This window comes from uncultured Candidatus Puniceispirillum sp., assembly GCF_963979125.1.
Classification (GTDB): domain Bacteria; phylum Pseudomonadota; class Alphaproteobacteria; order Puniceispirillales; family Puniceispirillaceae; genus Puniceispirillum.
The window spans coordinates 1-15,300 of sequence record NZ_CAXBVX010000006.1; the positions used below are offsets into that span (position 1 = coordinate 1).

The window sequence follows — 15,300 nt, forward strand, 5'->3', positions numbered from 1 at the left end:
GCTCCGGACATTATTGGTGATATACTTTTATGATATTGCATTAGGTAACGGTATCTCCAACATTTTGAAAGTTATGCCCTAAATAGATTTTCATATTGGCATCTATGTTTTTACAACCATGCCATCGGCAAGCGAAAGACGGTATGCCATTAAGGCAGGAAGCAGACTAACCAACGCGGCAGCACCCAACACGCCAAAAAGTGCGAATAGCTCAGCTTTTGAAATCATGGTGATTGGAACCCAAATGCCAAACATATTGTCCAGTATCGGCTGTGCAACAAAAAGGCCGCTATATACAATGGCCACCCCAATCAGAATTCCTGAAACCGCCATAAACATTGACTCTGTCATGAATAGAAACAAGATAAAGCGTGGTCGCGCGCCAACCGAACGAAAGATAGCCATTTCACGTCGTCGTTCATTCAAGCTTGAACAAATGGTAGCGGACATGCCAATTAGTGCTGTCAATATCACCATCCAAGACACCCAGACTAAAGCCATTTCGGCAATGCCTATTATGCTCCAGAGTTCTTGTAGCGCTAGCCCGGGAAGGATAGCCAATAATGGTTCGTCATTATATTGATTGATGGCGCGTTGAAGCGAAAATATTTGTAATTTGCTTTTTACGCCCAACAAGGCAGCTGTTATCGATTTTGGCCGAAGTTCCATCTGGCGAATCTGTTCAGCAGGCGTTGTATGGTTGCTTGTTTTGCCGCCACTTTGCCAGTCAACGTGAATGGCTTCTATGGCTTCAAGGCTCAAAATTACAGTCCGGTCAACAGGTGTTCCTGTTTTCGCCAGAATCCCATGCACCCGAAACGGTTGGTCGTCATGATCGCTAAATGACGCAATCCCATGGGATACTATAATTGGATCACCGATCGAATAGCCCAATGAGCTGGCGACATCAGCTCCAATTACGGTATCATATAGGTCTGCCATAACAGCGCCATTGGTGAATTCCAAAGATTTGCTTTGCCTGTATTTATAATATTCAAAGAAATCCGTGGTCGTGCCCATCACGCGAAACTGGCGATGGCTGTCACCAAGAGAGATTGGAACAATCCAGTCAATTTCAGGACGACTTGCAATTTTACTGTAACTGTCCCAGCTCACATTGTTGGTGGCGTTACCAATACGAAAAACTGAATAAAGCAGTAATTGAACCGAGCCAGATCGGGCGCCCACTATAAGGTCTGTGCCAGAAATAGTGTCAGTAAAGCTGGCTTTGGCTCCGGTGCGTATTTTGTCAACGGTAAGAAATAGAGCTACCGATAATGCAATAGCAATTATTGTCATGAAAACAGTAAGAGCGCGTGCCGCTAACGAACCGATTGTTAACCGCCAAATCAAGATATAACTCCAGCTCTGTGTGCTACGTCGTCAAGCTTTACTGTGCGGTCGAAATAACGTGCCAACTGGGTATCGTGACTGACCATGATTAATGTTGTTTGACAGTTTTTGATTTGATTGAAAAGAAGTTTCAGAAATGCAGATTGATTGGAACTGTCCAAAGCGGACGTTGGCTCATCTGCGATCACCAGAGGAGGTTGACCAATCAGAGCGCGTGCTACGGCAACACGCTGTTGCTGGCCAACGCTTAGCTTTGATGCGCGTTGTTTAAGGATATCAAGAGGAAGCCCAAGAGCCTGACATAGCTGGGTTGCATCATCGGGTGATGTTTGGGCGCGTTGTTTCCGTTTAGCCGAAAATTTAAGGGGTAGGCGGACATTATCAAGAACAGTGCCGAATGGCAGTAAATTGAACTGCTGAAAAATAACACCGATATGTTCGGCTCTGAAACTGTCACGTTGGGCGTCATTTAGTTTTGCTACATCCACTCCGGCTATACTTATTACCCCGGAATTAGGGGCGACAACGCCGCAGATCAGCGACAAAAGCGTTGATTTTCCTGCGCCACTATCACCCAGAATTAAAACCGTTTCCCCCTGTTCGACGGCAAAGTCTGCAATTTGCAGTCTGAATTGTGTGTCATCATTCCATTGAAATGCTACATCTTGCATATAAAGAAAAGGGGGCATGGTTGTAACTATAGCTTGTCAGTCAGATCAATAACGTTTGATGAGCGGGAAACCTCAAAGGCATAGGCACCTTTTGGAGATATCATTTTCACGTCAAGCTCAACCGCGCTTGCAAAGGCATCAAAATAGGAAAAGGTGATTGTTGTCATTGCCTTCATTGATGCGCATTCAAGCAAATATTCGGCGTGAAATTCCGTATGCTCACCCCCGTCATGGTCGTCGTGACCCTCATCATGATCATCATGATCGTCATGGTCGTCGTGATCCTCATCATGATCATCGTCATGATCATCGTGGTCATCGTCATGGTTAGCTTCGCTTTCCAGTTTTGCCACTGCGTCTTTAACAACGCATTCAGCTTTATCAGGTACCGAAAATAACATAAGAGGTTTTGAAAGTATGCCAAGTGCTGTTTCAATTGCTTCAAGGTCTATTTTTCTTGTGGCGGCATATTCAAAGCCAACAATATCAGCTCCTGGGGTGTGAAGCTCAATCGTAAGCTGATTATTATCAATCGCAATATTCATTTCACCCACGCCATGTTCATGGGCATCCAATTGCACCATTTCTGTCGCCTGAGTTGATATAAGTGGGAAAGCGGTGAGTAAAATGACCAGATGGTTCTTCATAAACTAGCTCCAAAATTTAATTGTCAGACGCTTTTATTATAAAAAATCTTTAAATGCAATAATATTGCACACGCAAAATATTTCACACACATAACATACTGAAATTTTTGTGCTATTGTCTCTTGCGCCCAACGGTAAGCTGGTCATATATTTATCCCCCCGCACATTCCGACTTAATCGTCTCATAGTGGTTACACCCCATTAATAGGGTATAGCTGTGTCAAGATAGATAAGTCCTATTATGCGAACTCAAATAAAGGGCTATTAATTATAAATGTCATAGCCGGATTCAAGATTGCAAAAGCAACCCACCGGTTATGGTCGCCGCTAAGGAGGAAAGTGGTGCCCCGTATATTAACAAAAATTCCAGAGCTTTCATTGCTCTTATTGCTGACGATCATCGCATATGCATATGTCGAGTATGCTGCTGTGGTTGGAAACACACCGATTGGGTCGTCACTATCAAGTGTCGATATGATCGTGTTGTCTTTCGTGATTAGTATGGCCATAGCTATTATTGCTGTTATTGCTGGTGTAGGCGGCGGTGTTATCTTTACGCCGATCATGCTTGCCTTTACCTCAATCGATACATTGGTCATCCGATCGACTGGTCTTGTCGTGGCAATGTTTAGCGGGTTGGTATCTACAGGTCCCTTCATGCGTAAAGGCCTTGCCGATGTCAAAATTGTATTCTTTGGCGCGCTACCAATCATTATTGGAGGATTAGGCGGCGCCTTTGCTGCGATCATTCTGGCGCGCTATCTTGGTGAGACAGGCGATGCGATTGTTCGGCTTTTGCTGGGTGTGACGCTTGTGATGATTGCATTGCTGTTTATCTTCAGCGGATCAAATAACGAATATCCGCAGACAGATAAATTTGACACGTTTGGCAATGATCTGAAACTTCGCAATACCTATTGGGAAGAATCCTTAAACACCTATGTTCGCTATCGCGCCGTCAATGTTAAACTTGGTGGCGTTTTATTTTTTGTTGTAGGATTTACCGGTGGGTTCTTCGGCCTTGGAGGCGGTTGGGCTGTTGTTCCGGTTTTAAATCTTGTTATGGCTGTTCCTTTGAAAGTGTCCGCTGCGTCAAGTGGTGTGTTGCTTGCCATGGGGAATGCGGCTGCAATCTGGCCCTATATTAACGCGGGTGCACTTATCGGTTTGGTGGCGGCACCATGGATGCTAGGACAGGTTATTGGGGGCATCATTGGTGCCCATATTCTGGTATCGATAAAAGCCGGCTTTGTACGTAATTTACTTATCATCCTCTTGTTACTGACCAGTGTTAAATTAATGGTTCGTGGACTAGAGACGTTATTAAGTATAGATATACCTATATTCTGATAGGAAACGACTAGAATGGCTAAATTTAAAAGAACGCTGATTCCGTTATCGGGCATCGTATATGGCGAGATCATTTACTGGACGACCATCAGTTCAGCCATTGTGGTTCTGTTTGGTACCATCAAAACCTTTATCGAACCGCATAGCGCTTTACCACCAGCCTATATGTTGAACGCTGTGTTAAGTGGCGAGTCAGTGACCAATATCTGGATGAATTCACCTATGGGTGCGGTGCCAAATGGCCATTGGTATTTATCAATTCTTTCAAGCGGTGAGGGCATGACAACAGCTGGTTTAGCTCTGGGCGTTTTCAGCATTATTCCCGGCACATTTATTTCGTCGTTCTTTTTATGGCGTTCAAACAATCGGTTTTTTGCCCGGTTGGCGCTTGCGGCTGCCTTTATCACCATTACCTCGATGGTAGGTGTTATCCCTCTACCTATCGGTTAGGCGTCTAGCTAATCGATTTACCACTAAACCGATTCTTAGTTTTGCTTCCGCAATTTTGCATTTATATGCTCTCGCCAGGCAGTCAATATGCCGGCTGATGCTATCAGACACATGCCGACGACAGTGTATAAGGTTGGCCATGTACCAAACAGTATCTTGCCCCATAGAACAGCAAATAACAGATAAGAAAAATCCAGTGGTGCTAGTCGGCTACTTTCGGCAGTCTGGTAAGCCCTGTTAAGAAATATATTGCCGGATAGATTCATGACCGATGAAATAGCAGCGAACAGGAACACGGTAAGTGTCAAGACAGGCCAACCAATAGCGACAAATGGCATAGCAACTTGAATTGCTGGGTCAGGTGCAAATATTGTCAATAACAGACTGCCCATTCCACCTGACAGGATGAACATTATTGCGACTGCAAATGTAAGCGCAACAGGGCTTTCCCCCCGACAATAGCGCCGCAATATCAGAATATTTACAGCATAGAGAAAGCCTGCACAGATTGGCAATAACTGCACCAATGTAAAGTCATTTGTCCATGGTCGCAAAATCGTCAGGGCACCGCAGCCTCCAAGGATCAATGCAATAATGCGCCAAAAGCCAACACGTTCTCCAAGAATTGGCGCGGCAAGCAAAGTTACGAATAATGGGTATGTATAAAGCCCTGACGCCATCTGCGCGACTGAAAGAAAGGGCGCCCCAGCAAAAAAACAAAACATACACATCGTCATGACAGCTGCGCGTATGAATACTATACGAGGGTTGAGAGGGGTTAACAGGGCAAAGCCGCTTCCAAGCGCGCATAGGCAAAGCAGTAAAAACCCGTTGCCAAAGGCGCGCAACGTTTGAAATTGCCAGAATGATGTTTCTGCTGACATATATTTGACTAGCGTATCTTGCAAAGCCAAAATCAATACACCGCTTAAAACAAGTGCCATGGCGGTAAGAGGGCGGTCACCTGTTGGATGTTCAAGAAGTTTTATTTTCATTTTCTAAACGTTGCCGCGAATAAGGTATAGCGTCAATATCCTAGAGATTTTGCTATCTTTTGCCATATAACGCATCAAGCCGATCATCATAAATATCACGCACCATATGGCGGCGTACTTTCAAAGTGGCGGTCATTAATCCATTTTCGGTAGTAAAGCTTTCATCAGCAATAATAAACCGCCGGACACGTTCAATTTGTGACAGGCGACTATTGGCGCGTTCAACAGCGTCAGCAATAAGTGTTTTCAAATGCTCAGGGTTTTCTGCCATATCATAAGTGTCTTGTGATGGAACAATCACTGCGGATAACCATGGACGGCGGTCACCATCAACCATGGTCTGCTCGATTTCAGGTTCAATCGTCAGCAGAGCTTCGACGCGGCCAGGCGCGATATTCTCACCACCAGAATTGACGATAATATCTTTCTTACGCCCTGTAATCGTGATCATGCCATCTTTGTCAATTGAACCAAGATCACCAGTATGAAGCCAACCATTACGAATAGCGGCAGCAGTGCTGGCATCGTCACGCCAATAGCCTTTCATGAGCAAATCACCAGCCACCAGAATTTCGCCATCATTAGCAAGTTTCACCGTTACCCCACTAACAGCAGGTCCAACAGTTTCTATTTTGATATTCTGTGGGCGATTAGCCGATATAAGGGGCGAAGCTTCGGTCTGTCCGTATCCCTGAAGTAATTTGACCCCAAGTGCCATGAAAAAAGATCCAATTTCAGGGTTGAGTGCGGCACCTCCAGATACAAAATATTTGAGATTGCCACCAAGACGTGCATGTACTTTTTGCCTGACCAGCCTGTCCAGTATCCGGTTAAGTAAAAACTCATGCGGCATCAATAGCCGTCCTTCAAGCTGTTTGCGTCCCAGCTTGACAGCCATATCAAACAATTTAGCCGAAATGCCCCCTTTGATTCTGACACCACGGGTAATTCGTTCATACAGCACCTCATAAAGTCGTGGTACTGCTGTCATTAAGGTTGGTGACACTTCAACAAGATTGGCAGCGATTTGATCAGTACTTTCGCAGTACCAGACTTCAGAATTAGTCTGAAATGGTAAGTGCATGCCAGCGGTATGCTCATATGAATGAGACAAAGGTAAAAGTGATAGGAAGCGTTGGTTTTCAGCAACTTTGCCTTCGGCAAGTAGTTCAATCGCGGCGTCAATATTGGCCTGAATCGAACGATGTGTCAGCATCACTCCCTTTGGACGACCGCCGGTTCCCGACGTATAGATAAAACAGCATACGTCATCACTACCAAGCGCGTTGATGCGGCTTTCGATATCATCCAGTGGTGCTGAATCAGCCATGATGTCTTGCCAATATAGAACATCGGCATCACCCATATCTGGCAGGCTTGTGGACTTATCCATTACGATCAATGTATGAAAATTTGATGTACGTGTCGCCGCCATACCTACACGTAGGGCTAGGTTGCCAGATGAGGTAATTGCAATATGTGATGATGAATGGTCAATAATGTAATGATGGTCTTCTTCGGTATTGGTTGTGTATGCAGGGACGACAATCGCCCCAATCGACATTATGGCAATATCAGCAACAGCCCATTCAGGCCGATTTTCAGCTGAAACAACAACACGGTCACCTGGTTTTACACCTTGTTTGACTAATGTAGTCGCAAGCTTGCAAACCTGTTCCGAAATTTCGGCCCAGCTTTGTCCATGCCATATCCCTTTGGCTTTGTGAAATAAGAGCGGTTTGTCTGGCGATTGGCGCGCCACCTTGAAAAAGGCAGCTGGCAAATTTGCAGAGGTGACATAATGATCCGATGCAGGAACGGCTGACATAAGCGAGTTAGTTCCTCAAAAACTGAACAAGGCTAAACAGAATATCTAAATTCCCATTCATTGCAAATTAAATGAAACCAAGTGATCAAAGGTATCTTTTGGTTCGTTTAAACTCTTGAAGAATGCAATCTTGTCATTCAGTTAACGGCAGTCACAAAGCAGCCAAAGCGTTGTTCCCACAAAGAATTGCAGATGTTTTCTATCTCGGCTCGTTCACTTTCTTGTGTAACAAGGTCATAGACGCGTTGACCCGAACGTGAGGTTTTGGTGACAACTGAAAGTTCCAGCACTTTGAAAGTATCTTTAAAAATAGTTTTTAAATAGTGGATACCGTCATTAGCTTGCTGGGATGACGCGTAGGACCCAAGCTGTGCGACAAATAAATTTGAAATATTCCGATTAGGTATTGCGTCATCATAAACCGATGCGCCGATAGCATTATCGGTGGGTATGACTTCGTCCGTCTGTTCTTGTTCATCTGAAGACATGATACCAACAATAGGTGTTGTGTGTTTGTTTTTACCTGCCATAGATGTCAGCACATCATTGTCAGTGACAATCTTGATGTCAGATTGGGAATTGTTTTTTGTTCTAGGCTCGGATGCTACAATATTTTTATATTCCTTCGATGTTTTTTCATGATTGTTGCTTATGGAAATGTCGTTAACTGACGATGTTGCCATCATTTCAGTTTCCAATCTGGATGCGCGTAATTTACGTAATTTTTCTCTTAGTGATTTGTTCTGCGATGTCAGCATAGCCACTTCGTCGCGCGCGCGTTGAAGTTCTTGTGCGTCAGGCGTCAGATCAATGGCACTAATGTTCGTAGTTTCTGTTAACATTTCTGGTGCACAGATAAGTGGATCGGGGGTTCTTATAGTTGGGCAAGTGGCAAGTTGAGGATGGTTCTGCATGATGGCGGCATCTGCACGCGCATAAAGACTCGAACAGACATCATTTATCATTCTGGTTGCGGCAGTATGGGCTTCATTATCCAAGCTTTGTTTGGAGTCTTGAGCGCTGAGGTTCGAAATCAACCAGCTTGCGTAGCTGTTTATTAATTTATCAATATCGTCCTGTCCGGCTGGAGGTAACTCTTCGAGGATGCTGGCCTGTCGAATTAGCGTGCCAGCAAACTTTCGCCGCTCATGCCACAATTTGCCCCTTTTCACATCAATCATGGACTGTAATTCCATCAGACGGGCAAAAGCCGCGCATACGCCGCCTTGTTCAGCCATGGCACCATATGATTGCCATGTTTCAAGACGCAATTCAGCTTGTGCCATACGTAACGGCATTAAGGCTAGAATAACGACATGACAAATCAGGATAAAACGTCGCACAGGTATGTTTCCATTGCATGGTAGATGCCATAGGCACCAAAACAACCTACTTTGAAGGTGTTAACCTTTATTTTGTATTGAATATTAGTTTATTTTAATTAAATGAAGAGCCTGATCATTATGGTCTATGATTCGAAACGTAACGCTTCACCAGCTGCACGGATTACCGCACGTGCTTTGTTTTGCGTTTCTTCATATTCGGCTTCAGGATCACTGTCATAAACAATGCCTGCCCCCGCCTGAACATGCATTTTCTGATCTTTGATAACGGCGGTACGTAGCGCGATGCAAGTGTCCATTTCGCCTGCTACCGAAATATAGCCAATCGCGCCTGCATAGATACCACGCCGGTCAGGCTCCATATCATCAATGATTTCCATCGCCCGAATTTTAGGTGCGCCCGATACAGTACCTGCGGGAAAGCCAGCAATCATGGCGTCTAGGGCATCCAGATCATCACGAATTGTGCCTTCGACTTGTGATGCGATATGCATGACATGCGAATAATATTCGACATCATAATTTGATTTCACCCGGACTGATCCGGGTTTTGAAACGCGGCCAACATCATTACGGCCAAGGTCAAGAAGCATCAAATGCTCTGCACGCTCTTTAATATCGGCCATTAAACTGGCGGCATTGGCTTCGTCTTCTTCTTGTGTCTTACCGCGTTTACGCGTGCCTGCAATTGGACGAATAGTGACTTCTTTATCGCGAAGCCGTACCAGAATTTCAGGACTTGAGCCAACAATGGAAAGATTGCCAAAATCAAAAAAGAACAGGAATGGCGATGGGTTCAACCGGCGTAATGATCTATAAAGATTGATCGCGGGCAAATGAAACGGGATTGTAAAGCGTTGGGATAAAACAACCTGGAAAATGTCACCTGCGCGGATATGCTCTTTGGCTTTGCGCACCATTTCGAGGAAGGCTGATTTTACCATATTTGTTTCGGGTGCGGGCAGGGCAGCGTTGGCGTCACCTTCCTCAGTTTGTGGGATAGGCGCATCAAGTGCTTTTACGGCATCTTGCAAACGGTTCTGAGCTACATCCCATGCGGTCTGCGCGTCTTTCCATTCGGAGGGGCGTACCTGTGTGACTAATGTGATTGTGTCCTTTAATCGGTCAAAAATGGCAACAATTGAAGGACGCAACAGCAAGGAATCATATACATCAAAAGCGGGATCATTCTGGTCAGGAATGGTTTCAATATGCCGGATCATATCATAGCCAAAATAACCAAAAAGGCCTGCTGACATGGGCGGTAAGTCACCGGTATTTTCCATTTCGGATTCGGCTAGCAGTTTACGCAAAGACACAAGTGGTGGTGCGCTGTCTGAGGTAAAATGATCGCTATTGGCAGGATCACGGTTGCATTCGGCCACATTCCCGCGACAACGCCAAATCAGATCAGGGTTAATTCCGATAAAAGAAAACCGTCCTCTAACTTCGCCACCTTCGACTGACTCAAATAAAAAGCAGTTTTCTTTTCCATTGCCCAGCTTCAGAAAAGCCGATACCGGTGTCTGGATATCGGCAACAAATACGCGGTGAAGTAGATACGGTTTATTGGCATCAAAATTGGCAACAAAAGTGTCAAAGCTGTCGGATATGCCCGACATTACTGCTGGCTTCCCACCAGTAATTGCCTAACTGGCTCAATATTGATTTGCAGATCATGCTTTTGTGACAGATTGATCGCCATAAAGCTGATGACGTCCTCGGTGATGGCATTTTTCATTATATCTGCAACCATCTTATTGGTTTCATCGACTTCAGTTTGCTCTGCTTCAATGATATCGCTTGTCATCACAGCGATGGCTTCGGTGCCCGTTTCAACAACACCCGATGCGCCATTTTCCTGACCAAAAGCGGTATTGGCAATTAGCCTTGCAGCTTCATGATCGAGTCCCATGCCGTTACGGCGGAATTTTGCGCTTGGCTCAATGCTATCAAAGCTGATGGGGTTGGCAATTGCGGCTTCTGCTGATGCACGTGCGGCCTTGATAGCCTGCACAAACATCAAGTCCTTGATTGCGCGGTCTTTGACTTCGTCCAGCATGCGAGGACGAGCATCGGTTTCTGCGGTTACATCTACAATGAAGAACATATCTTCACTGGCTTCTTGAAGAACACTTAATGAACCAATGTCATTTATCCAGATAGCTTCGATGATGGCACTATCTTGAGCAACGTCAGAATCATCATCCATCGGTTTTCCATCTATATCAAAACCATTACGGTCAATATCGTTGATTGTTATGATCTTGCCACCTGCTTTGCCAATAGCCTCATCAAGGCTGGCACCAGAGGCAATGTCATCTTCAAGTAAATTGGCCCGTTCATAAAGCAGATCAATGGCTTCTTCACTTCGCAATGTACGGGTGATTTCATCACGTACATCGTCGAGCGTGGCGTTTCCACCTTCTGTAATTTCATCGACAATTAAAACGTGATGGCCAAACAATGATTCCACTGGCCCAGTAGCAATGTTAACGTCGGCATCAAACACAGCATCGGCGATGGCACCATCAAGACCATCACGGGTCACGGTGCCCAGCATGACGTCATTTTCGGTCCAATTCAGCATATCAGCCGCCACAGTGTTAAAGTCGTCACCTTTATCAAGACGCGCACGTGCTTCATCAGCTTTTTCTGTGTTATCGAATACCATTTGGCGAACGACGCGTGTTTCGGGTGTGGAAAATTCATCAATACGAGTGCCAAATGCGTCTTCAACCATGTTTTCAGAGATTTTGACATCGGCTTCGATGAGCGGCGCTGAAATATAACCAACACGTGCCGAACGAACCATAGGCGCATCATAACTGGATTTGTTTTCAGAAAAATATGCATCGAGATCAGCATCTGATGGCGCGTTGATACTGTCAGCATCAACAGCAAAGCTTTGCATCTTTACCACACGTTGTTGAAGTTCATATTTGGTTAGTAAATTATCGGCAGATTTGTTTGATGCCACACCTGATGCAAGCGCTCTGGTTAACTGGTCACGTTTGAGCGAACTGTCAACGCGTCCCAGATATTCGGCCTCACTGATTCCGGCGCTGGCAAGCGTTTGCATAAAGCGCCCTTCGGAAAATGTCCCCATGTCATCCTGAAAATTAGCTTCATTGGCAACAGCGTCGCGTTGCATTGACCGGGTAACAGTTAACCCCAGCGTATTATTTTCGGCATTAAAGATTACCGCGCGGGACAGCGAGCCAACAATTTCGGTCAATAGTCCAGTTTGAAGCGCTTCACCAGTTGATGAATTAGGAAGGTAATTACGGCGTGCACGCTCAAATTCCAGCGCAACTTCGCGCGGTGAAAGACTTTCGTCACTTGCTGAAACAGCTTTGTCGCTCCCGCCAATAAGGCCAGTTGTTATATCACCCACACCCCAAAGTGCGAAACCACCTGCCAGAAACACAAGGAAGGCTTTCATTATGGGGGATTTAGCGCCGCTGCGCATGGCCTGAAGCATATTGATCTCTATCTTTAAGTTGGTGTGGGGATGCGTCCAGCTTTGTAGCAAGCCGCGTCCCGCATGAACGCATTATTGTTATAGTTATGTCATTAATACTTGTTGACGTGCCTATCGGCAACTTGATTTGAACAAAACAGCACAAAAACAGGACAATTTCAAAACCGTCTTTAGTTTTCTTTAATATTTTCTGAGCATTTTGATGCAAATTATTGGTATTATATATTTGTATAAAGCTAGAATTTGAGAAAAGGTGAGATTGAATCGATGATTATTGCAGCAAACTGGAAGATGAATCCTGACCTCGAAACGGCTGGTACATTGGCCAGCCGTCTTGCTAGTATCGCCTTTGAGGGTGTGAGGCGCGTATTATTTGCGCCTCATCCATATATTATCCCCATGTCAATCAGATTGGCGCAGAGCGATATTGTTTTGGGTGGACAAGATTGTCACGCTACTGAGTCAGGTGCGCATACAGGTGATGTTTCAGCCCTTATGTTGCGTGATAGCGGTGCGAAAATGGTTTTGCTTGGACATTCTGAACGTCGAAGTGATCATGGCGAAGATGATACGCTTGTTATGGCCAAAGTTAATGCGGGACTCGCCAATGGTCTGGAGGTCATGATCTGTGTTGGCGAAACCCGCATTGATCGCGAAGCTGGCAATGCTGAGAATGTAGTTCTTGAACAATTAGAGGGTTCCATCCCCAAAGATATGGATCCGACCAGACTTATCGTTGCCTATGAGCCAGTATGGGCGATTGGCACTGGCCTAGTGCCGTCATCTGAAGATATCGTGGCTATGCATACAAAAATAGCGAGTTGGCTTGCCACATCATTTCCAAATAGCGGGATTGATCATATTCCGGTGTTGTACGGTGGTTCAGTAAAGCCTGATAATGCGGCTGAAATCCTATCTTTGGATGCGGTTGACGGGGCACTTGTCGGTGGAGCCAGCCTTAATGCCGATGGTTTTGAGGCAATTTGCGAAGCAGCATCACAGGTTGCATAGTTATATCTAGTATTTAGTTGAAATAATCGTGTTTTCGCCCTATAACCGCCCGACATAAGCGTTAATGCAGGAAATTTAAGATGCAAACCTTGGTTTTGACCATACATATTCTAATCGCTCTTGGTCTTGTCGGGGCCGTCCTATTGCAAAGAAGCGAAGGCGGCGGTCTTGGCATAGGTGGCGGTGGCTCGGGTGGTGGTTTCATGACGGCACGGGGTACAGCTAACCTGATGACGCGGGTAACAACTGTTTTGGCTGCCGGGTTCTTCACAACTTCTATCATTTTGGCCATTATGGCTGGTGCTGGCAAAGAGACAGTTTCGATTGTTGACGATGTAATTAACAGTACACCTGCACCTGTTAGCGGCCCAGCTGTGCCAACTGACAAATAATACATTATTAAATTCTGGCGTTATGTCATCGTGATGATGTTTGCGAATCCCAATGTCAAACCTAACAATTATATTTTATTCTGCCTAAGGGTGATTTTGGCACTTACCAAGTGTCGTTCTATCGGGTATTAAATTTGTCCATGCCACGTTTTATTTTCATTACAGGCGGTGTGGTTTCGTCCCTTGGAAAGGGACTTGGCGCGGCCGCACTTGCTGCTTTGTTGCAAGCCCGCGGATATAAAGTCCGCCTTCGTAAACTTGACCCTTATCTCAATGTCGATCCCGGAACGATGTCGCCAACACAGCATGGCGAAGTTTTTGTGACTGACGATGGTGCCGAAACGGATCTTGATCTGGGACATTACGAACGCTTTACGGGCGTTCATGCAAAACAAAGCGATAATGTTACGGCTGGTCGAATCTATTCCGATGTATTGGCAAAAGAACGTCGTGGCGATTATCTGGGGGCAACCATTCAGGTTATTCCGCATGTGACTGACGCCATCAAAAACTTTGTGTTGTCCAATATAGATGATGAAGACTTTATCCTCTGCGAAATCGGTGGCACTGTTGGTGATATCGAATCGCTGCCTTTTCTTGAAGCTATCAGACAGCTAGGCAACCAATTAGGTCGCGAGCAAACATGTTATCTGCATGTAACCTTGCTTCCCTACATAGCGGCGGCTGGCGAGTTGAAAACAAAGCCAACACAGCATTCGGTCAAGGAATTGCAATCAGTTGGAATCCAGCCTGACATTCTTTTGTGTCGGACAGAACATGATTTGCCAGCCGAGCAACGTGGTAAAATTGGTTTGTTTTGTAATATCCGCGAATCTTCAGTCATTCTGGCGCGTGATGTCAGCAATATCTATCAGGTGCCGCTTGCCTATCATGACGAGGGTCTTGATCGTGAAGTCATGCGACATTTTGGACTTGTTGATGTTGTGCCGCCATTGGAGCGATGGCACAAAATATGTCATACGGTAGCTAATCCTGAAGGCGAGGTAAATATTGCCATTGTAGGCAAATATACGTCACTGCAGGATTCGTATAAATCGCTTGGTGAAGCTTTGACGCATGGTGGCATTGCCAACGGGGTTAAAGTTAATATTGAATGGATTGATTCTGAATTATTTGAGCATGAAGGTGCGGCAGTTGAATCGCTTCATCATGTTAGCGGTATTCTTGTGCCTGGTGGCTTTGGCGAACGAGGGTCTTCAGGAAAAATAAACGCAATTCAATTTGCACGAGAGAATAATATACCGTATTTCGGGATTTGTTTTGGTATGCAGATGGCAGTTCTTGAAACTGCGCGAAATCTTGGCGGTATGACGGGTGCTGGCTCAAGTGAATTTGGCGAAACCGAAATTCCGCTTGTTGGTTTGATGACCGAATGGACATCTGGCAACGCAAAAGAACAGCGAAGTGCCGAAGATGATTTGGGTGGCACAATGCGGCTTGGAGCCTATGAGTGCCATCTGACTGAGGGATCGCTTGCAAGTCAGCTATATGGTGAGCAACTTATTAATGAACGGCACCGGCATCGATACGAAGTCAATATTGCCTTTAAAGAGGCGTTGGCTGAGTCTGGTATGATTATGTCTGGTCTTTCTCCTGATGGCAGTTTGCCGGAAATTGTCGAGCGGCCAGATCATCCATTCTTTGTGGCGGTACAATTTCATCCGGAACTGAAATCAAAACCATTTGATCCGCATCCATTATTTACTGGGTTTGTGGCGGCATCGATGGAAAAATCCCGCCTCGTATAGGAGGTCC

Annotated in this window: 13 protein-coding genes; 5 read left to right on the forward strand and 8 right to left on the reverse strand. The window is 45.4% G+C overall.

The genetic code is table 11. The features are described 5' to 3' along the window. Nucleotides 1–102: 102 nt before the first annotated feature. The 3 genes from ABNT28_RS01495 to ABNT28_RS01505 are packed head-to-tail and all read right to left on the reverse strand — an operon-like array spanning nt 103 to nt 2,671. A complete protein-coding gene (locus tag ABNT28_RS01495; RefSeq protein ID WP_348720897.1) occupies nt 103–1,353 on the reverse strand; it encodes an ABC transporter permease in 1,251 nt (416 codons plus the stop codon). Continuing rightward, nucleotides 1,350–2,042, reverse strand: a complete 693-nt coding sequence (locus ABNT28_RS01500; RefSeq protein WP_332925203.1) for an ABC transporter ATP-binding protein — start codon at nt 2,040–2,042, stop codon at nt 1,350–1,352. The genes ABNT28_RS01495 and ABNT28_RS01500 overlap by 4 nt, the downstream gene beginning before the upstream one ends. A gap of 8 nt (nt 2,043–2,050) precedes the next feature. Continuing rightward, nucleotides 2,051–2,671, reverse strand: a complete 621-nt coding sequence (locus ABNT28_RS01505) for a DUF2796 domain-containing protein (protein ID WP_332925202.1) — start codon at nt 2,669–2,671, stop codon at nt 2,051–2,053. Nucleotides 2,672–3,013: 342 nt separating this feature from the next. Between ABNT28_RS01505 and ABNT28_RS01510 the strand changes: the two genes are divergently transcribed. Continuing rightward, nucleotides 3,014–4,021, forward strand: a complete 1,008-nt coding sequence (locus ABNT28_RS01510) for a sulfite exporter TauE/SafE family protein (RefSeq protein ID WP_332925201.1) — start codon at nt 3,014–3,016, stop codon at nt 4,019–4,021. 15 nt (nt 4,022–4,036) lie between these two features. Further along, nucleotides 4,037–4,471, forward strand: a complete 435-nt coding sequence (locus ABNT28_RS01515) for a hypothetical protein (RefSeq protein WP_332925200.1) — start codon at nt 4,037–4,039, stop codon at nt 4,469–4,471. Nucleotides 4,472–4,506: 35 nt separating this feature from the next. Here ABNT28_RS01515 and ABNT28_RS01520 read toward each other — a convergent pair whose 3' ends face one another. The 5 genes from ABNT28_RS01520 to ABNT28_RS01540 all read right to left on the reverse strand — a co-directional run bounded on the left by ABNT28_RS01520 (nt 4,507) and on the right by ABNT28_RS01540 (nt 12,121). Then, on the reverse strand, nt 4,507–5,466 hold the full coding sequence (locus ABNT28_RS01520) for a DMT family transporter (RefSeq protein WP_332925199.1): 960 nt from the start codon (nt 5,464–5,466) through the stop codon (nt 4,507–4,509). A gap of 52 nt (nt 5,467–5,518) precedes the next feature. Next, complete coding sequence (locus ABNT28_RS01525) at nt 5,519–7,294, reverse strand: long-chain fatty acid--CoA ligase (RefSeq protein ID WP_348720899.1); 1,776 nt, start codon at nt 7,292–7,294, stop codon at nt 5,519–5,521. A 137-nt stretch (nt 7,295–7,431) separates the two neighbouring features. Continuing rightward, nucleotides 7,432–8,637 carry a hypothetical protein gene (locus tag ABNT28_RS01530; RefSeq protein WP_332925197.1) on the reverse strand — a complete coding sequence of 402 codons (1,206 nt, stop codon included), beginning with the start codon at nt 8,635–8,637 and terminating at the stop codon, nt 7,432–7,434. A 125-nt stretch (nt 8,638–8,762) separates the two neighbouring features. Then, nucleotides 8,763–10,259 (reverse strand): anthranilate synthase component I, encoded by a 1,497-nt coding sequence (gene trpE, locus ABNT28_RS01535; RefSeq protein WP_348720900.1) that lies wholly within the window; start codon nt 10,257–10,259, stop codon nt 8,763–8,765. Then, nucleotides 10,259–12,121, reverse strand: coding sequence for a SurA N-terminal domain-containing protein (locus tag ABNT28_RS01540; RefSeq protein WP_348720901.1), 1,863 nt, complete (start codon nt 12,119–12,121; stop codon nt 10,259–10,261). Before ABNT28_RS01540 ends, trpE begins: the two co-directional genes overlap by 1 nt. A 267-nt stretch (nt 12,122–12,388) precedes the next feature. Between ABNT28_RS01540 and tpiA the strand changes: the two genes are divergently transcribed. The 3 genes from tpiA to ABNT28_RS01555 all read left to right on the forward strand — a co-directional run bounded on the left by tpiA (nt 12,389) and on the right by ABNT28_RS01555 (nt 15,293). Then, nucleotides 12,389–13,132 (forward strand): triose-phosphate isomerase, encoded by a 744-nt coding sequence (gene tpiA / locus ABNT28_RS01545; protein ID WP_332924413.1) that lies wholly within the window; start codon nt 12,389–12,391, stop codon nt 13,130–13,132. 80 nt (nt 13,133–13,212) lie between these two features. After that, entirely contained in the window at nt 13,213–13,524 is a 312-nt protein-coding gene (gene secG, locus ABNT28_RS01550; RefSeq protein ID WP_332924414.1) for a preprotein translocase subunit SecG, read from the forward strand. A 140-nt stretch (nt 13,525–13,664) separates the two neighbouring features. Further along, on the forward strand, nt 13,665–15,293 hold the full coding sequence (locus ABNT28_RS01555; protein ID WP_348720902.1) for a CTP synthase: 1,629 nt from the start codon (nt 13,665–13,667) through the stop codon (nt 15,291–15,293). Nucleotides 15,294–15,300: the final 7 nt, after the last annotated feature.

Coding starts and splice junctions, on each gene's coding strand:
- tpiA (WP_332924413.1), top strand. CDS start 12,389: ATGATTATTGCAGCAAACTGGAAGATGAATCCTGACCTCGAAACGGCT.
- ABNT28_RS01540 (WP_348720901.1), bottom strand. CDS start 12,121: ATGCTTCAGGCCATGCGCAGCGGCGCTAAATCCCCCATAATGAAAGCC.
- ABNT28_RS01515 (WP_332925200.1), top strand. CDS start 4,037: ATGGCTAAATTTAAAAGAACGCTGATTCCGTTATCGGGCATCGTATAT.
- trpE (WP_348720900.1), bottom strand. CDS start 10,259: ATGTCGGGCATATCCGACAGCTTTGACACTTTTGTTGCCAATTTTGAT.
- ABNT28_RS01505 (WP_332925202.1), bottom strand. CDS start 2,671: ATGAAGAACCATCTGGTCATTTTACTCACCGCTTTCCCACTTATATCA.
- ABNT28_RS01500 (WP_332925203.1), bottom strand. CDS start 2,042: ATGCCCCCTTTTCTTTATATGCAAGATGTAGCATTTCAATGGAATGAT.
- ABNT28_RS01555 (WP_348720902.1), top strand. CDS start 13,665: ATGCCACGTTTTATTTTCATTACAGGCGGTGTGGTTTCGTCCCTTGGA.
- secG (WP_332924414.1), top strand. CDS start 13,213: ATGCAAACCTTGGTTTTGACCATACATATTCTAATCGCTCTTGGTCTT.
- ABNT28_RS01520 (WP_332925199.1), bottom strand. CDS start 5,466: ATGAAAATAAAACTTCTTGAACATCCAACAGGTGACCGCCCTCTTACC.
- ABNT28_RS01525 (WP_348720899.1), bottom strand. CDS start 7,294: ATGTCAGCCGTTCCTGCATCGGATCATTATGTCACCTCTGCAAATTTG.